Consider the following 20,163-nt stretch of genomic DNA (forward strand, 5'->3'; position numbering starts at 1 on the left):
TGATCGGGGCCAGGGGCACCCACCGTCAACAGCCCTGTGTTGCCGCCCTGTTGCAATGTCGTGTAGGCGGATGGGGTGAGAACGTCACGAGGCGGCCTGCTCCTTTGGGGCGTCGTCGGGGTGGGCGAGGCCGAGGTGGTGGCGCAGGGTGGGGCCCTCGTACTCGGTGCGGAAGACGCCGCGTTCCTGGAGGAGCGGGACGACCCGGTCGGCGAAGGTGTCGAGGCCGCCGGGGGTGATGTGCGGGACGAGGATGAAGCCGTCGCTGGCGTCGGCCTGGACGAGTTCGTCGATGGCGCTCGCGACGGTGGCCGGGGAGCCGACGAAGGACTGCCGGTTGCCCGTGTTGATGACCAGGTCGCGGATGGACCAGCCGTTGGCGGCGGCGAGTTCGCGCCATTCGCGGGCGGTGGCCAGCGGGTCGCGGTACATGCGGACCTGGGCGCGGCCCTCGGCGATGTGGCGGTCGCTGACGTCCGGGTCGATGTCGGGGAGCGGCCCCTCCGGGTCGTACCCGCTCAGGTCGCGGTTCCAGACGAATTCGAGGTGTTTGATCGCGGTGGCCCCGCTGACCTGCCGGCGGCGCACGTCGCGGGCGAGTTCCTCGGCCTCGGCGTCGGTGTCGCCGAGCACGAAGGTGGCGGCGGGCAGGATCTTGAGCTGGTCGGGGGTGCGGCCGTAGGCGGCGAGGCGGCGCTTGACGTCCGCGTAGAAGGCCTGGCCCTCCTTGAGGGTGGCGTACCGGCTGAAGATCGCGTCGGCGCTGGACGCGGCGAACTCGCGGCCTTCCTCGGAGTCCCCGGCCTGGAAGATCACCGGGCGGCCCTGGGGGGACCTCGGGACGTTGAACTGGCCGTGGATGTCGAAGTGTCGGCCGGTGTGGACGAAGGAGCCCGCTTTCGCGTCGCTCAGGAAGGTGCCGGTGGCCGGGTCGGCGACGATCTCGTCGCCGCGCCAGGAGTCGAAGAGTTCACCGGCCGTGGCCAGGAACTCCTGCGCCCGCGAATAGCGCTCCTCCTGCGGGAGGAAGCCGCCGCGGCGGAAGTTCTCGCCGGTGAAGGCGTCCCAGGAGGTGACGACGTTCCAGGCGGCGCGGCCGTCGGAGAGGTGGTCGAGGCTGGCGAACTGGCGGGCCACCTCGTAGGGCTCGTTGAAGGTGGAGTTGATGGTGCCGGTCAGTCCGAGGCGGTCGGTGACGGCGGCGAGCGCGGCGAGGACGGTGAAGGTGTCGGGGCGGCCGACGACGTCCAGGTCGTATATCTTTCCGCCCTGTTCGCGCAGCCTCAGCCCTTCGGCGAGGAAGAGGAAGTCGAACTTGGCGCGTTCGGCGGTCCGCGCGAAGTGCGCGAACGAGCTGAACTCGATGTGACTTCCGGCGTTCGGGTCGCTCCACACGGTGGTGTTGTTGACGCCGGGGAAGTGGGCGGCCAGATGGATCTGCTTCAGGGGCTTGCTCATGTCTGCGTTCTCCGTCCGGCTCAGGCGGTCGCGGTGGCTGCGTAGCGGTTGGCGGGGCGCGCGAGGCCGAGGAGGCCGCGCAGGGTGTCGGCCTCGTAGGCGCGGCGGAAGGCGCCCCGGCGCTGGAGTTCGGGGATGAGGCCGCGGGTGATCGCCGGCAGGTCGTGGCCGAGGACGGCGGGCCGCAGCCGGAACCCGGTCAACCCCCCTGCCCGCAACTCCTGCAGCAAGTCGGCGAGTTGCGCGGGCGTGCCGGCGAAGACGCGCGCGTCGCTGGTGTACGGGGTGCCGGCCAGGTCGTCGAGGCGGGCGAGGCGGGCGCGCGCGGCGGCCGGGTCCTCGTCGAGCAGGACGACGAGGTCACCGAAGACGTGCAGGGGCTCCTGCGCACGGCCCGCCTCCCGCTGTTCGGCACGGATCTCGTCGACGATCGCGCGGGCCTCGTCGGCGTCGTGCGGGGTGACGTAGCCGATGTCGGCCTGCCGGGCGACCAGCCGGAACGGGATGGTCTGGTGGGCGAGAGCGGTGACGACGGGCTGGCCCTGGGGAGGCCGGGGTGTGATCGAGGGGCCCTTCACGCTGAAGTGGGGCCCTTCGAAGTCGATGTAGTGCAGTTTGCCGCGGTCGACGAAGCGGCCGGTCGCCTCGTCCCTGATCTCGGCGTCGTCCTCCCAACTGTCCCAGAGGCGGCGGACGACCTCCACGTAGTCGGCGGCCTCGTCGAAGAGTCCGGACGCCAGCGCCCACTGCTCGGGCAGCCGCTCCGGGTCGATGCGGGGGATGGTGCGGCGGCCGAAGTGGGCGGCCTCGTTCGGACGGGCGGAGATCTGCACGCGCAGCCCGGCGCGCCCGGTGCTCACGTAGTCGAGGGTCGCGATGGCCTTGGAGAGGTGGAAGGGCTCCGTGTGGGTGACCACCGCGGTCGGCACCAGGCCGATGTGGCGGGTGAGCGGTGCGATGCGGGCGGCGAGCAGGACGGCGTCGAGACGGCCGCGGACCTGGTCGCCGCGGCCGTCGGGTTCGAAGGGGTGGGAGGACTGGAGGCCGAGCCCGTCCTCGAAGGTGACGAAGTCGAGCAGCCCGCGCTCGGCCTCGGCGACCAGGTCCGCCCAGTACCCGGCGGTGAACAGGTCGCGCGGCCGGGCCACCGGCTCACGCCAGGAGGCCGGGTGCCAGCCGGTGCCGTCGAGGGCGACGGCCAGGTGCAGCGCGGGGATCGATGCTGAGGACACGGGTGTGCCTTCCTGAGAGTTCATGACGGAACGCCGCCCGGCGCGTGTGCAGCGCGGGACGGGCGCGGACGCGGCGGTGGAAGCGGGCGTCCGGCGAGAGAGCTGAGGTCGCTCAGGGACGACAGAGCGCGGTGGCGACGCGCCGCAGGTCGATGTACGGCCGCGAGTGGAGGCGGACGCGGCGGCGGGGGTTCAGCGTGCGCGGGCAGTGTTCGCGTCGCATGCCCCACCTCCGTCCGTCGTACCGGGCCAAGGACCATGTCTAGCAGGGAGATGAACGATAAATCGTTGCAGACGCATGAAATTTCGCGGAGGACACTCCACATGCCGGCGCCCTCCGCCGACCGGGGTCGGGGAGGGCGCCGGGGGACGTCAGGTGCTACGACAGGGGCGTGGCCCGGATCGCGGAGATGTCGAACTGGAGCCGGACCTTCTCGCTCACCATGGTGCCGCCGGCCTCCAGCCGCTGGTTGTAGACGAGGCCCCAGTCGGTGCGGTCGATGGTGGTGGTGCCGTCGAAACCGGCTCGCTCGAAGCCGAACGGGTCCAGGACCGAGCCCAGGTAGTCGAGGTGCAGCTCGACGGGGCGGGTGACGCCCTTGATGGTCAGGTCGCCCGTCATCCGGAACGTCTCGCCGCCCTCGTGGACCGTGGCGGTGCTGCGGAACACCATCTCCGGGTGGCGCCGCGCGTCGAAGAAGTCCTTGCCGACGAGGTGTGCGTCGCGCTGCTCCACACCCGTGTCGACGCTGGCGACCCTGATGACGATTTCGGCCCGCGAGCGTTCGGGCCGGGCGCCGTCGAAGTACAGCGTGCTGTCGTAGTCGGCGAAGGCGCCGCGCACCGTCGTGACCATCGCGTGCCGTACGGAGAATCCGACGCGGCTGTGCGGACGGTCGATGGTCCACTCGCCGGTCAGCGCGCGCAGCGCCGGGTCGAGCGCGACACCGGCGGCCTCGGCGGCCGGGAACGGCGTGCCGGGACCGGCGACGGGCGTCGGTTCGAGGGTCGCGGTCGGGCGACGGCTGAAGATACCCATGATGTCGTCGTCTCCTTCGAGTCTGATCACTCCGTGCTATCACGCGGACGCCCTGCGCCCGGTAGCGAGATGGGACGCCTCGTCCGGGTTCCATGGAGCGGCCTGCAAAGATGCACACGATCAGCACGTATGTGGATGCACGACCAGTGGCCGGCTCTCACGCACGGTCACGAGGGCGACAGGTGCCTGCCCGCCGCCACCACGGCCTCCACGGAGCCGAGCGCGCCGAGGTCGGCGAGCGGGTCCCCGTCGACCACGAGCAGGTCGGCGCGGTAGCCGGCGGTGAGCTGACCCGTCTCGGCGCCGAGCCCCAGCGCGTCCGCGGCCTCCGTCGTGGCCATGCCGAGGACGCGGTCGGTCGGCACACCCAGGTGCGTGTAGAAGGCGAGACTCGACGCGAGACCGTCGAAGCCCGCGCGCTGCACCCCCGCGTCGGTGCCCGCGACGAGCCGCGCGCCCGCCTCCGCCATCCGTCGTACGGCGCCGAACAGGGCCTCGGCGCGCTCGGCGCCGAAGATCCGCGGCAGCGTCCGCCAGTGCGGGCTGACCGTCGGGCACACGTGGATGCCCCGCTCGACGATCCGGGCGAGCACGTCCTCGCGGAGGTCGGTGCCGGTGGCCGTCATCCAGGTGCAGTGCTCGATCGTGTCGACACCGGCCTCGACCGCGGCGGCGATGCCGTCGGTGCCGTGGGCGTGGGCGGCGACCGGCAGCCCGGCGCGGTGCGCCTCGTCGACGACCGCCGCCAACTCCCCCGCGCCGAACTGGGTCTGCCAGCTCTCGGCGCCGCCCTCGGTGAGGCGGCCCCCGGTGGCCATGACCTTGATGACCTGGGCTCCGGCCTCGATGTTGCGGCGCACGAGACGGCGTACCTCGTCGGTGCCCGCGGCCTCGCCGCCGAGGAACCAGCAGTGCCCGCCGGGCGGGGTGAGCGGTGCCGTGGCGGAGACGATCCGCGGGCCGGGTGTCTCGCCCGCGGCGACGGACGCGGCGAGGCGCACCGCGAGGCCGCCCCGGTCGCCGAGGTCGCGGACGGTGGTGACACCGGCGCCGACGAGTTGCCGGGCGCGCTCCTTCATGGCGGTGAACAGTGCCTCGTCGTCCTGCTGCCGCAGGGTGGCGACCGGTTCGGTGCCACCGTCGAAGCACAGGTGCACGTGCGCGTCGATGAGGCCGGGCAGCAGCGTTCCCGCGGGGAAGGCGAGCCGGGGTTCGCCGGGCCGGGCGTGGCGCTGGACCTCCTCGCGCGGCCCGACGCAGGCGATGGCGCCGTCGCGGACGAGCACGGCCCCGTCGGGGAGAGGGTGCCGGTCGGGCCCGGCCAGGACGTGAGCGGCGGTGAGGAGCATGACGGCTCTCTTTCCTTGCGCGGCAGGGCTGTTGTCGGGCAGCCATGACGGAACGTACCGCCTCGCTCACGCACCCCGCTGGGGCACGCGGCTACCGGGGCGCCGCGGAGGACCTGGCCCGGAGAGCCTCGTCGATGTTCTCCGCGCGCCAGCGGCGCAGCAGCTCGTGGAAGGCGACGGCGCCGTGCGGGTAGGCGGTGGGACCGTTCGGTCGGCCGCGGCCCTCGGCGTTGTAGTAGCCGGGGGTGCACTCGGCGTGGAACCAGGCGTGGTCCGGGGCGCCCTGCGCGCAGAGGCCGACCCAGGCGTCCTCGGCCTCGGGCGCCGGTTCGACGACGGCGCCCCTCTCCTCCGCGGCGACGATCAGGGCGGCGGCGTGCACGGCCTGTTCGTCGAGGATGTGGGTGAAGTTGACGCTGCTGGCGTTCTGGAGGGGACCCATCCGGATCAGGTTCGGGAAGCCGTGGCCGGTGAAGCCGTGCAGGGAGCGCGGGCCCCGCCGCGCCCACTCGTCCAGGAGCCGAACACCGCCGCGGCCGGTCACGGGGAGCTTCCCCGAGGTGATGCCGGAGACGCCCACGGAGAACCCGGTGGCGAAGATCAGGCAGTCGACCTCGTACTCCGCCGCGCCCACGACGACGCCGCGCTTCGTCATGCGTTCGATGCCGTGGGTGGCGGCGGTGTCGACGAGGGTGACGTTGTCGCGGTTGAACGCGGGCAGGTACAGGTCGGAGAAGGTGGGCCGCTTGCACGCGTACCGGTACCAGGGCTGGAGGGCCGCGGCCGTGTCCGGGTCGGTGACCTCGGTGGCGACCCGCTGCCGTATCCGGTTCATGGTGGCGTGGTCGGCGGCCTCGTACGCCTCCTCGAAGCCGGGTTCGCCGTCGCGGCGGAAGCTGGGCAGCAGCTTCTCCAGGAGGGCGGCCGACTCCGTCCAGCCGTCGTCGACCAGGTCCTGGCCGGCGCCCTCCCCGGAGACGATCCGCAGGAAGTTCTCGCGGCGCTCGGCCGCCCAGCCGGGACGGTCCGCCCCGACCTCGTCCGGTGTCGTGCGCCGCTGGCCGCGCACGTCGACGGCGGAGGGGGTGCGCTGGAAGACGTACAACTGCCGGGCGGACTCGGCCAGCACGGGGATGACCTGCACGCCGGTCGCGCCGGTGCCGACGACACCGACCCGCTTGCCCGCGAGCCCCGTCAGGCCGCCCTCGGGGCCGCCGCCGGTGTACCCGTAGTCCCAGCGGGAGGTGTGGAAGGTGTGGCCCGCGTACTCCTCGATGCCGGGGATGCCGGGCAGCTTGGGCTCGGTGAGCGTGCCGGTGGCGGTGACGACGTAGGTGGCGCGGAACGCGTCGCCGCGGTCGGTGCCGACCACCCACTGCTCGGCCGCGTCGTCCCAGTCCAGGGAGGTGACGGCGGTGGAGAACAGGGCGTGCTCGTACAGGTCCGCGTGCGCGGCGACGCGCACCGCGTGCCGGCGGATCTCCTCGCCGGGGGCGTACTTCCACTCGGGTACGTACCCGGTCTCGTCCAGCATCGGCAGGTAGACGTGCGACTCGATGTCGCAGTGCACGCCCGGGTACCGGTTCCAGTACCAGGTGCCGCCGAAGTCGCCGCCCTGCTCGACGACGCGGACCCTGGCCACGCCCTGTGCGCGCAGCCGTGCACCCGCCAGGATCCCGCCGAAGCCGCCGCCGACGATCGCGACGTCCACCGTGTCGCGCAGCGGTGCGCGCTCAGCGATCTCGCCGACGTAGGGGTCCGCGGCGAAGTAGCCGAACTCCGCGTTGGTGGACCGGTATTGGCGGGGTCCCTCGGGTCGCACGCGGCGGTCCCGCTCCGCGCGGTAGCGCTCGCGCAGCGCGGCCGTCTCCTGCGGGGTGGGCGGGTTGTCGCAGTGCGGCAGGGCCATCGGGCGGTTCCTTCCGTGGGGGTGGACGCAGAGGCCGCGTGGGTGGGGGGCGGTGCCCGGTCGAGCGTCCCGCACGGCTCCGGGTACCGTAACCCCACAACCGGACACTGTTGTCCGGTTGTGGCGGGATCGCTGCGTCGCGGCCCCGCGCACCCCCGCGTCGACCCGCACCTGACCGGACCGGGTCGGCCCCGGACCCGAAAGGCCCGCGATGTCGGACGTCACCCCCGCCTCCCCGCTGCGCGACTGGCTGGCGGATCCCGCCGCCGGACAGGTCCTGCGCGGCATGCTCGCCGCCCAGGGCCAGAGCGAGGACGCCCTCTCCCCCGCTCTCGGCCTGCCGCTGGAACAGCTCGTGCGGTTGGCCGGTGAGACGTTTCCGCCCGGACTCATGGAGGTCCTGGTGACCGCCGCCGAGACCGGTGTGGTCCCCGAGGAACTGCCGATCGCTCCCCCGGCGGCCACCGCGCCCGCGGCGGAGCCCGCGGCGAGCGTCGAGATCGGCACCCCTGAACCGTGGACCGAGCAGGTCACGCCCGGCCGCTTCGACGGCCGGACCGTCGTCGTCACCGGTGCCGCCTCCGGCATCGGCAGGGCGGTCGCCGCCCGCATCGTGCGGGAAGGGGGCCGGGTGGTCGCCGTCGACGTGTCCGAGCGCGTCGCGGACCTCGCCGCCGACCTGGGCGGCTCCGTCGTCCCGGTCACCGCGGACATCACCGCGCCCGCGTCGGCGCAGGCCGTCCTGAGCGCGGCGGGCGGCCGGGTGGACGGCCTGGCCAACGTCGCGGGCGTGATGGACGACGACGCCGCCGTCCACGAGGTCGACGACGAGATCTGGGACCGGGTCATGCGGGTCAACGTCGACGGTCCCATGCGGCTGATGCGCGCCGTCCTGCCCGGCATGCTCGCCGCGGGCGGCGGCCGGATCGTCAACGTCGTCTCGGAGGCCGCCCTGCGCGGTTCGGCGGCCGGCGCCGCCTACACGACCTCCAAGCACGCCCTCGTGGGCCTGACCAGGTCGTCGGCCTACCAGTACGCGGGCACCGGGGTACGCGTCAACGCCGTCGCCCCGGGCGCGGTCGCCACCGGCATACCGGTGCCCGCCCCCGCGCCGTACGGTTCGGCCCGTACCGCGAGGATGCGCGTCGCGATCCCCGGCCTGGCCATGGCCGAGGAGCTGGCGGCGTCGATCACGTTCCTGCTCAGCGAGGACTCCGTCAACATCAATGGCGCGATCCTGCCGTCCGACGGCGGATGGTCGGTCGCCTGAGCCCCGGCGCCCGCTCCCGGACAGCAAGCACGTCCCCCGCACGCCGCCCCGACGTCCGGCTCTCCCGGACGACAGGAAGGAGCACATCGCGTATGACCATGCATCGCGCGTCCCGCACCCTGGCGGGTCTGATCGCCGTCGGCGCCCTGACGCTGACGGCCTGTGGCACGCAGTCCGCCGGGAGCGGGCCCGCCGACCCCCGGCCCGTCGCCGCCTCGGCCGGGAAGCCCGTCCCGTCCGGCGAGGGCAGAGGCATCCGGGCCGCCCGGGTCGCCCACGTGAGCGACGTCCACGAGGCGACCGGCATGACGCTCCTGGAGGGCCCCGTCCTCGACGGGCACGGCCACCTCTGGCTCGTGGACGTCACCGCGCCCGCGGGCGAGCCCAAGGTCATCTCCGTCGACCTGGCCACCGGCAGGCACCGGGGCCTCTACACGGACAAGACGGGGGCGTACACCTCCGCGCAGGTCAGCCCGTACGACGGCCGTATGTACCTGTCCGACTTCGCCACGGGCGCCGTCGTCAGCATCGCGCGGGACGGCACGGACCCGCGCACGTTCTTCTCCGGCGCGGTCGACGGGGCGCGGATGACGCCGGACGACATCGCCTTCGACGACGACGGCAACCTGTACATCAGCGACGCGCACGGTACGGAGCCGGACGAGACCGACGGCCGTGTCGTGCGCGTCGACCGCGACGGGAGGAAGGCCACCGTCCTGGCCGACGGGCTGGCCCAGCCCAACGGCATCATGTTCGACCCGGAGCTGCGCGGGCTGTGGATCAGCGAGCTCGCCGAGGACACCGTCTCCTACCTCCTGCTGGACGCCGAACGGACGACGGTGACCTCCCGGCACGAGGCGATCCACGTCGACGGCGGGCTCGCCCAGACCGACTCCCTCGCCGTGGACGCCGGCGGCAACCTCTACCAGGCGCTGCACGGCCGCCCCGCGCTCGCCGTCTACAACAAGTACGGGGCGCGCCTGGCCACCGTCGAGGTCCCCGCCGAGGACGCCGGGGGCCTGCGGTCGGCCACCAATGTGGCGATCACGCCGGGCGGCACCGCGGCCTACATGACCGTCAGCGGTCCCGCCGGCGGATACGTCTACGGGTTCACCGCCCCGGGCAAGGGCATCCGCCAGTCCAACGGCGGCTGACCCCTCACCCCTCGACGGCCGCCGCCGGGGGCCGCAACGGCCCCACCTCGACGCCGAGCAACCGCCACGCGCGCAGGGCGACCCGCTCACGCTCCGCCGGGGTGGGGCCGTGCACGGCCCCGGAGACCATCGCGACGGCGAGCATCAGGTCGTCGGCGCCGAGCCCGTGGCTCGCGGGCCGGCACCGGGCGAGGACGCTGTGGACACGCGCGGCCAGCGCCCGGCCCTCCGCGCTGTCACCGCGGATCCGCAGCAGGTCGACGAAGGCCGTCGAACGCGTCATGTGCCAGGTCACCACGCCCAGGACGCTCGGGAGGCCCGCGCCGGGTTCGGCGGCGGCCCGTTCGATGTCCCGCACGTTCTCGTCCAGGACGGCGGAGGCCAGCGCTACCCGGTCCGCGAAGTGCCGGTAGAGACTGCCCTGCCCCACTCCCGCGCGGCGCGCGACGGCGGACAGCGGGGCGTTCAGGCCCTGCTCGGCGAAGACCTCGCGGGCGGCGGCGACGAGGGCGGCCCTGTTGCGGGCAGCGACCCGCGGCCCCTGGTTGGCCGGGCGACCGCCCCCCGCGGCGCCCGCGCGCGGGACGGCCGACTGTGGTTCCTGGGACCCCGCGGGCTTCGTCACCGGGGCAGCCTAGTACGCGGCCCGCGCACCGTCCGGGCAGGTCGGGCCGGGCGCGCAGGGGCCTGCGAGGTACGTATCCCGGGCGTGTGCGCCCTCACCCGGGCGCGTCCAGGGAGCGGGAGATCGACGCGAACGCCCGGTCGAGGAGGGCGACCGGGTCCTGGGCCGCGTCGCTCGCGCTCCAGCGTTGCAGGACGACGTGGAAGGCGTTGAGCGCCGTGCCCGTGGCGAGCCGCGGGTAGAGGTCGGTCCGCGGGTCGAGGCCGACGCGGGCCGCCAGTTCCTCCGCGAGGTCGTCGCGCCACTGGACCTGGCGCTCCAGGAACCGGGCGTGCAGCGCCGGGGTGCGGAGGATCAACTGGACGACGCGCAGCGCGCGTTCGGAGTCGGCGGCGCAGGTGGTGACGGGCACCCGCACCGCGTGCAGCAGGGCCTCGGCCGGCGACTCGTCCGCCGGGCGCTCCGCGAGAGCGGCCCGCATGTCCGCGCCCATGTCGGCCAGGAACTGGACGACGACGTCCTCCTTGGACGCGAAGTACCGGAAGAAGGTCCGCTTGGAGACACCGGCGGCCGCGACGATCTCGTCGACGGTGACGGTGTCGAAGCCCTTGAGCGCGAGCAACTGGAGCGCCGCCTCGGTCAGTTCGTCCGAGACGAGCTGCCGCTTGCGCTGGGCCAGGCTCAGAGGAGGTCGGGTACTCACACCCCCAGCCTACATGCATCCCATGCCTTGTTTGACACTCAGACGCATCTTGACACCAAGTGCCATCGAAGTCAGGCTGTGCCGCATGGACGAGAAGACACCAGAGCAGCGGAACCGTCCGGTGACGCCCCGGGAACCGTGGACGGCTGACCGGATCCCGGACCAGGCGGGGCGCGTGGTCGTCGTCACGGGGGCGGGCAGCGGTCTCGGCCTGGCGACCGCCCGCGCCCTCGCCCACCGGGGCGCACACGTGGTCCTGGCCGTGCGGGACCCGGACAAGGGGCGTACGGCCGCCGCGTCGATCACCGCCGCGCGGCCGGACGCGCGGGTCGAGGTGCGCCGGCTGGACCTCACCGACCTCGCCTCGGTCGGCGCCTTCACCGACGGGCTGCGCGCCGACCACCCGCACCTCGACGTCCTGGTCAACAACGCCGGGGTGATGGCGCCGCCCCGCACCCTCAGCGCGCAGGGCCACGAGTCGCAGTTCGCGACGAACCATCTCGGGCACTTCGCGCTCACCGGGCTGCTGCTCGACCTGCTGGCGCAGGCGCCCGATCCGCGGGTGGTGACGGTGAGCTCGCTCGAACACCGCAAGGGGCGCATCGACTTCGACGACCTGAGCGGTGAACGCCGCTATGTCCCGATGGAGTTCTACCGGCGGTCGAAGCTGGCCAACACCCTGTTCGGTCTCGAACTGCACCGGCGGCTGAGCGCGGCCGGTTCCCCGCTGCGCAGCGTGCTCGCGCATCCCGGCTACAGCGCGACCGGCCTCCAGACGAACGGTACGGCCTGGGTGCCGCGGCTGGTCTTCGGCTGTCTCGCGAGGCCGCTGGCGCAGTCCGCGGACCGCGGCGCGCTGCCGCAGGTGTACGCGGCGACCGAACCCGGCGTGCGGGGCGGGGAGTTCATCGGCCCGGACGGCAAGGGCGAGCTGCGCGGCGCCCCGACCCGGGTCCGGCCGGCGCCGGGCGCCCTGGACACCGAGGTGGCGCGGCGCCTGTGGGAGGTGTCGGAGGAGCTGACCCGGGTGCGCTTCCCGCTCCCCGATCCGGTGCGCTGAACGCGGCGGGGCGGGGCGGGGCGGGCCCTATCCGGGCCGGGTGGCCACGACGAGCCGGCAGCGCGGACTCCCGTCGGGCCGCTCGCCCAGTTCGGGCAGCGCCCGCAGCGTGACCTCGAACCCGGCCCGCCCCAACTCCCCGCGCACGTCGCCGAGTCGGAACGGCCGGTAGTACATGACGAACGGGGGCCGCCACACGGCGTTGCGCACCCGCATCACCCCGTCGAAGCCGAGCATCGCCCAGTACCCGCGCGATCCGGGCGACGGGGGCGCGGGCAGCGGGAACACGAACTGCCCGCCCGGCCGCAGCACGCGGCGGACCTGGCCGAACAGGTCCGGGTACTGCCCCGGCAGGAAGTGGCCGAACGCGCCGAAGCTCACCACCAGGTCGAAGACGGGGCCGAAGGGCAGCGCGAGGGCGTCCCCGCGCACGTAGGAGGCCGCGGGTTCGCCGCGGCGGGCGACGTCGAGCATGCCCGCGCTGAAGTCGACGCCCACGGTCCGCCCCGCGCACACCTCCCGCAGCACGCCGAGCCCCGCCCCGGTCCCGCAGCACAGGTCGAGCCCGGTGCCGTAGGGGCCCAGGTCGCGCAGGGCCCGCGTGACCGGTCCGAGCAGCAGATCGGGCGTGCGGAACGGCGTGTGGTCGAACTTCGGCGCGAGCAGGTCGTAGCCGCGCTCGACCGACGACAGCGCCTGGACGGCCAGCTCGCGGAGGGTGGGGCCCTGGGGGGTGAACATGGCGGATCAGCATAGGGCGGTGGGCCGCCGGACATCGCTCTTGCCGCACCCCCGGGGTCGGGTGGTAGTGTCTGGGTGGCACTTGTGTACGCCCCTTCCGAGGCGCCGGTGCCGATTCCCTTCCTCCAGCACCTGCGCGCACCGGTCGTCCGGTCCGCTCCGCAGTGTGCGTCTTCCCTGGTGAGCAGGTTCCCGGCGGGTTCTCCCCCGCCCCCGCTCCGCCAGGTTCCCTCCCGGCCACGGGCTGTCCTGCCCGTCTCCACGGGGCGTGATGTTCCGCCCCTTCTCCCGCCGGATCCCACCCCGCTTCTTCTCCGCGTACCCACAGCGTCCGTGAAAGGACCGTGATCGACATGACCAGCACCACTCTGGAAAAGCCCGGCACCACCGCACAAAGGCCCCGCGCCTCCGCCGCGCCCAGGCCTCCCGTCCGGGCCGCCGGCATCCTCGACATCGGCGCGAACGGGGCGGGCTCCCTGCGCACGGGCGACCTGTCGCCGACCTCCCGAGACGTCCAGGTCCCCGCCGCGCTCATCCGCCAGAACGGCCTGCGCAAGGGCGACGTGGTGACGGGGACGTGTACCGGGCCGCACACCCTCACCCTCGTCGAGAGCGTCGGCGGGGCGCCCGTCGGCACGGTGCGCAACCGCCCCCGGTTCGCCGACCTCACCCCGCTCCACCCCACCGCGCGGCTGCGCCTGGAAAGCCGGGCGAGCGGCCTCGGGGGCCGCGTCGTCGACCTGTTCGCCCCTGTCGGCAAGGGCCAGCGCGGCCTGATCGTCGCCCCGCCGAAGACCGGCAAGACCGTTCTGCTGCAACAGATCGCCGCCGCCGTCGCCGAGAACCACCCCGAGGCCCATCTGATGGTGGTGCTCGTCGACGAACGCCCCGAGGAAGTCACCGACATGCGGCGCTCCGTGCGCGGCGAGGTGTACGCCTCCACGTTCGACCAGCCCGCCAAGGCGCACGTCGCACTCGCCGAGCTCGCCGTCGAACGCGCCAAGCGCCTCGTCGAGCAGGGCCGCGACGTGGTGATCCTGCTCGACTCGCTCACCCGGCTGTGCCGCGCCCACAACAACGCGGCGTCCTCGGGCGGCCGGACCCTGTCGGGCGGCGTCGACGCCGCCGCGCTCACCGGCCCCAAACGCCTGTTCGGCGCGGCCCGCAACACCGAGGAGGCGGGCTCGTTGACGATCCTCGCCACCGCCCTCGTGGACACGGGCTCCCGCGCCGACGACTACTTCTTCGAGGAGCTCAAGGGCACCGGCAACATGGAACTGCGCCTGGACCGCGTCCTCGCCGACCGCCGCGTCCACCCGGCCGTCGACGTCACCCCGTCCGGCACCCGACGCGAGGAACTGCTGCTGTCCGCCCCGGAGTTGTCGGCCCTGCGCGGTCTGCGCCGGGCCCTCCAGGGCAGGGAGGGCCAGTCCTCCTACGAGACGCTGCTCGACACCCTGCGCCGCACCCCCGACAACGCGGCGTTCCTGCGCCAGGTCCACTCGACGGTCCCCGCGCGCTGACACGATCTCCGATGCGTAATACTCACTGTATGAGCCCGAGTATTACGCGCCCCGGTGGCGACCCGGCCGTCACCGTGCGGCGGGCCACGACGCGCGACGCGAGACGCCTGACCCGGCTCGTGCGCGGCTCCCGCGCCTACGAAGGCCCGTACGCCTCGATGGTCGCGGACTACCGGGTGGGCCCCGACTACATCGAGGCGCACCGGGTCTTCGTCGCCGTCGGCCGCGCGGACGACCGGGTCCTCGGGTTCTACTCCCTGGTGCTCGCCCCGCCCGAGCTGGACCTGATGTTCGTCGCCGACGACGCGCAGGGCCTGGGCATCGGGCGCCTGCTCGTCGCGCACATGCGTGAGGAAGCCGGTTCCGCGGGGCTCGACCAGGTCCGCGTCGTCTCGCATCCGCCCGCCGAGGGCTTCTACCGCAGCATGGGCGCCCTGCGCACCGGCACCGACCTCGCCCACCCGCCGGCCGTCGCCTGGGACCGCCCCGAACTCGTCTTCCCCATCACCCCCACGGGCTGAGCGCGGCCCCTTCCCCCGGGCCCGGGCCTCCGCCACGGTCGCAGGGGTTCCGCCCGCGCCGCGCACAGCGCACACTCGGTGGCATTCGAGCGGGCGGCAATGCGGCAAGGAGGCCACATTGGGCGGCAGCGAGACGCGCGGCGACGCGTTCGACGTGATCGTGGAGATCCCGCAGGGCTCCCGGAACAAGTACGAGATGGACCACGAACTCGGGCGGATCCGGCTCGACCGGATGCTGTTCACCTCGACCCAGTACCCCGCGGACTACGGCTACGTCGACGGCACGCTCGGCGGTGACGGCGACCCGCTGGACGCGCTCGTCCTGACCGGCGACGCAACCTTCCCCGGCTGCACCATCGAATGCCGGGCCATCGGCATGTTCGTGATGAGCGACGAGAAGGGCCCGGACGAGAAGATCCTCTGCGTCCCCGCCCACGACCCGCGCCACGCCTCGACCCGGGACATCGAGGACATCCCCGAGTTCGACCGCCTGGAGATCACCCACTTCTTCGAGGTCTACAAGGACCTGGAGCCCGGCAAGTCGGTGGAGGGCTCGCACTGGGAAGGCCGGGACAAGGCGTACGAGGAGATCGCGCGGGCGCGGGAGCGCCGGGAGCGGTAGCCGCTCGCGGCGCCGGGGAGCGCGTCGTCTATGGTGGGCGGGCCGTGGTGCTCGGGAAGACCGGTGACGGCCCGTGAGGGCCAAGTCCGGAGCGGCCCTCGCCACTGTGATCGGGTTTTCCGCCGGCCCCCGGGGCCGGTGGGAACCGCGCCGCTCCACCGAGCCACTGGCTGCCGCGAGGCAACTGGGAAGGCAGGAGCGGCGGGGCACGCCCGTAAGCCAGGAGACCGGCCACGGCATCTCACGAAGTGTTTCCACGAGGTGCTGGAGCGTGATCAAGGCATGACCCTGCCCGTGAACTCCCCCGCGCGGCCGACAGGTGCGCACCCCCCTGCCCCCTTCCGCTGGCGCCGCGAGGACACCGTGCGCACGGCGGGTCTCGTCGCGGTGATCGCGGCGCTGCACGTCGTCGCGTTCGGTGTGCTGTTCCTCCTCGTCGTCCCCCGCCACTACGAGGTCGGCGACAAGGCCTTCGGCATCGGCCTGGGCGTGACCGCGTACACGCTCGGCATGCGGCACGCCTTCGACGCCGACCACATCGCCGCGATCGACAACACGACCCGCAAGCTGATGGCGGACGGCAAGCGCCCCGTCTCCGTGGGCTTCTGGTTCGCGCTCGGCCACTCCAGCGTGGTCGTCGCGATGGCCGCCCTGGTCGCGGGCGGCGCCGCCCTCGCGGGCATCCTGCTGAACGACGACTCCCGCACCCACCAGGTGCTCGGCGTCGTCGGCACCACCGTCTCGGGTACGTTCCTGTACCTCATCGCCGCGCTCAACCTCGTTGCCCTGCTGGGCATCCTGAAGGTCTTCCGGGCGATGCGCGAGGGCACGTACGACGAGCGGCAGCTCGAACAGCACCTGGACTCGCGGGGGTTCATGAACCGCGTCCTCGGCCGGTTCACCCGGTCGATCACCCGCCCGGGGCAGATGTTCCCGCTCGGTTTCCTCTTCGGGCTCGGCTTCGACACGGCGACCGAGGTGACGTTGATGGTGATGGCCGGCAGCGGCGCGGCGGCGGGTCTTCCCTGGTACGCGATCCTGTGTCTGCCGCTGCTGTTCGCCGCGGGCATGAGCCTGTTCGACACGCTCGACGGGACGTTCATGAACTTCGCGTACCAGTGGGCGTTCTCCAACCCGGTGCGCAAGGTGTTCTACAACCTCACCATCACCGGTCTGTCGATCGCGGTCGCCTTCTTCATCGGCACGATCGAACTCGTCGGTGTCCTGCACGAGAAGCTGTCCCTGAGCGACGCGGTGACCGGCTGGATAGCCGGGCTCGACCTGGACAACGTCGGCTATGTCATCGTCGGCCTGTTCGTGGTCGTGTGGGCGGCGGCCATCGCCTACTGGCGGCTCGCCAAGGTCGAGCAGCGCTGGTCGGCGCGGGTCGCCGACGGCGGGTGACGGCCTGCCGCCCGACGCGCGGCGACGACATCGCGAGAGCACGAAGCACGGAGGAGACCCGGATGAGCGTTGCCCGCCCGCCCCTTGAAGGCGTCACCGTCGTCAGCCTGGAACAGGCGGTGGCCGCGCCGTTCGCCACGCGCCAGCTCGCCGACCTGGGGGCGCGCGTGATCAAGGTCGAGCGGCCCGGCGCCGGTGACTTCGCCCGCCGCTACGACGAGACGGTGCACGGGCAGTCCAGCCACTTCGTGTGGCTGAACCGCTCGAAGGAGTCGGTGACGCTCGACGTCAAGACGGACGGCGGGCGCGCGGTCCTCGACCGGTTGCTCGCCGGGGCGGACGTCTTCGTGCAGAACCTGGCCCCTGGAGCTGCGGCCCGACTCGGCCTGTCCGCGCGGGAGTTGGCGGAGCGTCACCCGTCGCTGATCGTCTGCGACGTCTCCGGCTACGGCAGCGACGGGCCCTGGGCCCACCGCAAGGCGTACGACCTGCTGGTGCAGTGCGAGACGGGCGTCGTGTCGGTGACGGGCGCGCCCGACGCCCCGGCCAAGGTCGGCATCGCGATCGCCGACATCGCGGCCGGGATGTACGCCTTCTCGGGCATCCTCACCGCCCTGTACGAGCGGCGGGCCACCGGCACCGCCCGCGCGGTGGAGGTGTCGCTGTTCGAGGCGCTCGCGGAGTGGATGGGCTATCCCGCGTACTACACGGCGTACTCGGGCGGGCAGCCGGAGCGGGTCGGTGCCGCGCACGCGACGATCGCGCCCTACGGCCCCTACGAGGCGGCGGACGGCAAGACGGTCCTGCTGGCCGTGCAGAACGAACGGGAGTGGGCCTCCTTCTGCGCGGAGTTCCTGGACGACGCCGCGCTCGCCGACGACCGGCGCTTCCACCGCAACTCGGCCCGGGTCGCGCACCGCGCCGAACTCGACGCGATCGTCACGGCGCGCTTCGCCGAACTCGACGCGCGCGAGGCGGTCGCCCTCCTGGAGCACGCCAAGGTCGCGAACGCCCGGCTCAACACGGTCACCGACTTCCTGGACCACCCGGTCCTGAGCGGCCGCGACCGCTGGCGCGACGTCACCACCCCGGGCGGCCCCGTCCGGGCGCTCGTCCCCCCGGTGACTCTGCACGGCGTCCGCCCCCGGATGGACCCGGTCCCTGCGGTGGGCGAACACACGGAGGCCGTGCTGAAGGAGTTCGGCTACGACGCGACGACGATCGGGGAGCTGCGGACACAGGGGGCGCTCTGAGGATGGGCGGGGCGCGCGTGGGGGCCGTTCGGCCCACCACAAGGGTCACTCGGCCCGCACCGGGCGAAGGGCCTCACTGAGACACTGATGCCAGAGCCTCCCGTGCCCTCGCTCTCCCGCCGCGGCGCATGGTCGAGGCACCTGGGCCCGCCGCCCGCAGGAGGGGGAGCTGCGAACGGCGGGCCCGGCCCGGGGCCGCACCCGGCCGGATCGGGAGCGATAAGGTGTCGCGTCACCTTTGTCGCGTCACCCTTCTCGCGTCACCCTTGTCGCGCCCGATCGCTCAGGAGTACGTACGTGTCCGTAGCCATCGACCCGTCCGAGGCAGCCGTCCCCTCCGGGGAGGACACCGGCGCCGGGAACGCGCCGGAGAATTTCTGGCAGCCCCCGGCGGCGGAGAGCGGGAGCGGCCCCGGTGACGGGGACGGAGCCGAGGCCGGGCCGGACGCCGAGGACGCCGAGGACACCGAGGACGACGCTTCCCGTGAGGTGCCGGAGGCCATCGCCCGCGACGCCCGCGAGTTCGGTGTCTACGCCCGCACCGGCGGCTGGTCCTTCGCCCTGAAGGTGGCCCGCAGTGTGCGCCCGGGCGGCCAGCCCGCCGGTGAGACGCCCAAGGTGTCGGCGCGCAGGTTCGCCGAGCTGGCGGGGTGCTCGGCCGAACGCGTCATGCGCTTCTACAAGGCGTGGGACAAGGCGGCGGACGACGGGGTGGTCCCCCAGTTCGAGGCGCTGGCGCCGGGCGCCGACATCGACCTCCCCGACGCCGACGTCTGGCTGTCGTACTACGTCTCCCGGTCGAGCGCCGCCTCGGTGCGCGGTCAGGCGATCACCGAGGCCGCCGAGGCCGAGGGCATCCGCCCCACCAAGGCCCTGGAGGTCGCCGAGAACCCGACGGCGCTTCGGGCGGCCATCCTCGCCGACCCGGGCACCGCGGAGGCCGCCCGCAAAGCGCTGATGGACCGCCTCGGCGAGGACGCGGCGCTGCGTTCGGGCCTTGCCCGCGACATCGTGCGCGCCGACGACCTGAAGAAGGCCGTCGCCGAGGAGTCCAAGACCGGCGACCGACTGGAGTACGTCCGCAGGATCGCCGAGGAGGGGCAGGTCAAGACGCCTGCCGGGCAGAAGATCGAGGCCCCGCGCCAGTTGCGCGAGGAGGCCGAGCGCCACCTGTCCCTGATCGACGAGCTCGACGAGGACGAGGAGGCCGGCGAGTGGGCCCGCGAGGCGTACGACACCGTGCGCACGCTCGTCGCGGAGGCCGTCGAGGCCGACCCGGAGCTGCGGGTGCAGGAGCGGCGCGCCAAGTTCTACAGCAGCCTCCAGAAGGCCACCAAGGCGTTCGAGGAGCTGACGTTCGACGACGTCCAGGAGATCGACGCGATCTACGAGGACGACATGGTCCGTCGCCTCGAAGAACTCCAGCAGGCCCTCTCGGCCTGCATCACGGCCCTCCAGACGGTCCAGCGGAAGGACTGACGACCCCTGCGCCGGTCCGGGCGCGGACAGTGGCATCGTGGGACACGATCATCGAGCTCGGCTCAGGAGGCATTTCGTGACGGACACCCCCGACACCCCCCGCTCGACCGGCCGCCCGGCCCATCAGAACGTGACGTTCGACAGCAACGGCACGCCCGCCCACGGCTACCTCGCGCTGCCGCCCTCGGGCAGCGGCCCCGGTGTCATCGTCATCCAGGAGTGGTGGGGTCTGACCGACCACATCGCCGACGTGACCGACCGTCTCGCCGCCGAGGGCTTCGTGGCGCTCGCCCCCGACCTGTACGGCGGCAACGTGGCGCACGACTCCGGCGAGGCCTTCCGCATGATGCAGGAGCTGCCGGTGGAGCGCGGCGTCGAGCTGTTGTCCGGCGCGGTCGACCACCTGCTGGCGCTGCCCGAGGTCACCTCGGACTCCGTCGGCGCGGTCGGCTTCTGCATGGGCGGCGGGTTCGTCCTCTACCTGGCGGCCAAGGACGCGCGGGTCAGCGCGGCCGTCCCGTTCTACGGCGTCATCCAGGGCGACGTGCCCGACTTCTCGCGGCTCAAGGCCCAGATCCTCGGCCACTACGGCGAGCGGGACGAGGCCATCCCGGTGGCGACGCTCGACGGCCTGCGCCGGACCATCGAGGAGCAGTCCGGCATCGAGGCGGACCTGCGCGTCTACCCGGCGGACCACGCCTTCTTCAACGACGGCCGCCCCGAGGTGTACGACGCGGAGTCCTCGGCCAAGGCGTGGTCGGCGACGCTGGACTTCCTGCACACCACCGTCCGCTGACTCCCGGGGCGGCGGGGCCGGGAGG

Annotated in this window: 19 protein-coding genes and 1 riboswitch; of the genes, 10 read left to right on the plus strand and 9 right to left on the minus strand. The window is 73.2% G+C overall.

Annotated features, from left to right (window positions below):
* Positions 1–84: 84 nt before the first annotated feature.
* From ACIRF8_RS12185 to ACIRF8_RS12210, 6 genes are all read right to left on the minus strand, one after another.
* A complete protein-coding gene (locus ACIRF8_RS12185) occupies positions 85–1,458 on the minus strand; it encodes an NtaA/DmoA family FMN-dependent monooxygenase (RefSeq protein WP_404213689.1) in 1,374 nt (457 codons plus the stop codon).
* 20 nt (positions 1,459–1,478) lie between these two features.
* A complete protein-coding gene (locus ACIRF8_RS12190) occupies positions 1,479–2,714 on the minus strand; it encodes an LLM class flavin-dependent oxidoreductase (protein WP_404213691.1) in 1,236 nt (411 codons plus the stop codon).
* Positions 2,715–2,802: 88 nt separating this feature from the next.
* Positions 2,803–2,913: a putative leader peptide gene (locus tag ACIRF8_RS12195; protein ID WP_404213693.1), complete on the minus strand. Its 111-nt coding sequence runs from the start codon at positions 2,911–2,913 to the stop codon at positions 2,803–2,805.
* 156 nt (positions 2,914–3,069) lie between these two features.
* A complete protein-coding gene (locus ACIRF8_RS12200) occupies positions 3,070–3,729 on the minus strand; it encodes a YceI family protein (protein WP_404213695.1) in 660 nt (219 codons plus the stop codon).
* 167 nt (positions 3,730–3,896) lie between these two features.
* A complete protein-coding gene (locus tag ACIRF8_RS12205) occupies positions 3,897–5,078 on the minus strand; it encodes an amidohydrolase family protein (RefSeq protein ID WP_404213697.1) in 1,182 nt (393 codons plus the stop codon).
* Between the two features lie 91 nt (positions 5,079–5,169).
* Entirely contained in the window at positions 5,170–6,987 is a 1,818-nt protein-coding gene (locus ACIRF8_RS12210; protein WP_404213699.1) for a flavin-containing monooxygenase, read from the minus strand.
* A gap of 211 nt (positions 6,988–7,198) precedes the next feature.
* Here ACIRF8_RS12210 and ACIRF8_RS12215 point away from each other — a divergent pair, with 211 nt between their 5' ends.
* Both ACIRF8_RS12215 and ACIRF8_RS12220 read left to right on the plus strand, forming a co-directional pair.
* Positions 7,199–8,257, plus strand: coding sequence for an SDR family NAD(P)-dependent oxidoreductase (locus ACIRF8_RS12215; RefSeq protein ID WP_404213701.1), 1,059 nt, complete (start codon positions 7,199–7,201; stop codon positions 8,255–8,257).
* A gap of 98 nt (positions 8,258–8,355) precedes the next feature.
* Entirely contained in the window at positions 8,356–9,411 is a 1,056-nt protein-coding gene (locus tag ACIRF8_RS12220) for an SMP-30/gluconolactonase/LRE family protein (RefSeq protein WP_404214264.1), read from the plus strand.
* 4 nt (positions 9,412–9,415) lie between these two features.
* Here the strand turns inward: ACIRF8_RS12220 and ACIRF8_RS12225 are convergent, their stop codons facing one another.
* Both ACIRF8_RS12225 and ACIRF8_RS12230 read right to left on the minus strand, forming a co-directional pair.
* Positions 9,416–10,036 carry a TetR family transcriptional regulator gene (locus ACIRF8_RS12225; RefSeq protein ID WP_404213703.1) on the minus strand — a complete coding sequence of 207 codons (621 nt, stop codon included), beginning with the start codon at positions 10,034–10,036 and terminating at the stop codon, positions 9,416–9,418.
* A 94-nt stretch (positions 10,037–10,130) separates the two neighbouring features.
* A complete protein-coding gene (locus tag ACIRF8_RS12230; protein ID WP_404213705.1) occupies positions 10,131–10,739 on the minus strand; it encodes a TetR family transcriptional regulator in 609 nt (202 codons plus the stop codon).
* Between the two features lie 85 nt (positions 10,740–10,824).
* Between ACIRF8_RS12230 and ACIRF8_RS12235 the strand changes: the two genes are divergently transcribed.
* A complete protein-coding gene (locus ACIRF8_RS12235) occupies positions 10,825–11,799 on the plus strand; it encodes an oxidoreductase (protein WP_404213707.1) in 975 nt (324 codons plus the stop codon).
* Between the two features lie 27 nt (positions 11,800–11,826).
* Here the strand turns inward: ACIRF8_RS12235 and ACIRF8_RS12240 are convergent, their stop codons facing one another.
* A complete protein-coding gene (locus tag ACIRF8_RS12240) occupies positions 11,827–12,540 on the minus strand; it encodes a class I SAM-dependent methyltransferase (RefSeq protein WP_404213709.1) in 714 nt (237 codons plus the stop codon).
* A 353-nt stretch (positions 12,541–12,893) separates the two neighbouring features.
* On the opposite strand from ACIRF8_RS12240, the gene rho reads away from it, so the two are divergent.
* From rho to ACIRF8_RS12275, 7 genes are all read left to right on the plus strand, one after another.
* The gene (rho, locus tag ACIRF8_RS12245) at positions 12,894–14,063 is read left to right on the plus strand and encodes a transcription termination factor Rho (RefSeq protein WP_404213711.1); all 1,170 of its coding nucleotides are present in this window, start codon (positions 12,894–12,896) and stop codon (positions 14,061–14,063) included.
* Between the two features lie 29 nt (positions 14,064–14,092).
* Positions 14,093–14,584 (plus strand): GNAT family N-acetyltransferase, encoded by a 492-nt coding sequence (locus tag ACIRF8_RS12250; RefSeq protein ID WP_404213713.1) that lies wholly within the window; start codon positions 14,093–14,095, stop codon positions 14,582–14,584.
* Positions 14,585–14,702: 118 nt separating this feature from the next.
* Positions 14,703–15,206, plus strand: a complete 504-nt coding sequence (locus ACIRF8_RS12255) for an inorganic diphosphatase (RefSeq protein ID WP_404213715.1) — start codon at positions 14,703–14,705, stop codon at positions 15,204–15,206.
* Positions 15,207–15,234: 28 nt separating this feature from the next.
* Positions 15,235–15,457: riboswitch (cobalamin riboswitch) on the plus strand.
* 31 nt (positions 15,458–15,488) lie between these two features.
* Complete coding sequence (locus tag ACIRF8_RS12260) at positions 15,489–16,610, plus strand: HoxN/HupN/NixA family nickel/cobalt transporter (protein ID WP_404213717.1); 1,122 nt, start codon at positions 15,489–15,491, stop codon at positions 16,608–16,610.
* A gap of 62 nt (positions 16,611–16,672) precedes the next feature.
* Complete coding sequence (locus tag ACIRF8_RS12265) at positions 16,673–17,863, plus strand: CaiB/BaiF CoA transferase family protein (RefSeq protein WP_404213719.1); 1,191 nt, start codon at positions 16,673–16,675, stop codon at positions 17,861–17,863.
* Between the two features lie 297 nt (positions 17,864–18,160).
* A complete protein-coding gene (locus tag ACIRF8_RS12270; protein ID WP_404213721.1) occupies positions 18,161–19,342 on the plus strand; it encodes a hypothetical protein in 1,182 nt (393 codons plus the stop codon).
* A 76-nt stretch (positions 19,343–19,418) separates the two neighbouring features.
* Entirely contained in the window at positions 19,419–20,138 is a 720-nt protein-coding gene (locus tag ACIRF8_RS12275) for a dienelactone hydrolase family protein (protein ID WP_404213723.1), read from the plus strand.
* The last annotated feature ends 25 nt before the right edge of the window (positions 20,139–20,163 follow it).

Origin of the sequence: Streptomyces sp. NPDC102406 (assembly GCF_044765725.1) — a bacterium.
GTDB lineage: Bacteria > Actinomycetota > Actinomycetes > Streptomycetales > Streptomycetaceae > Streptomyces.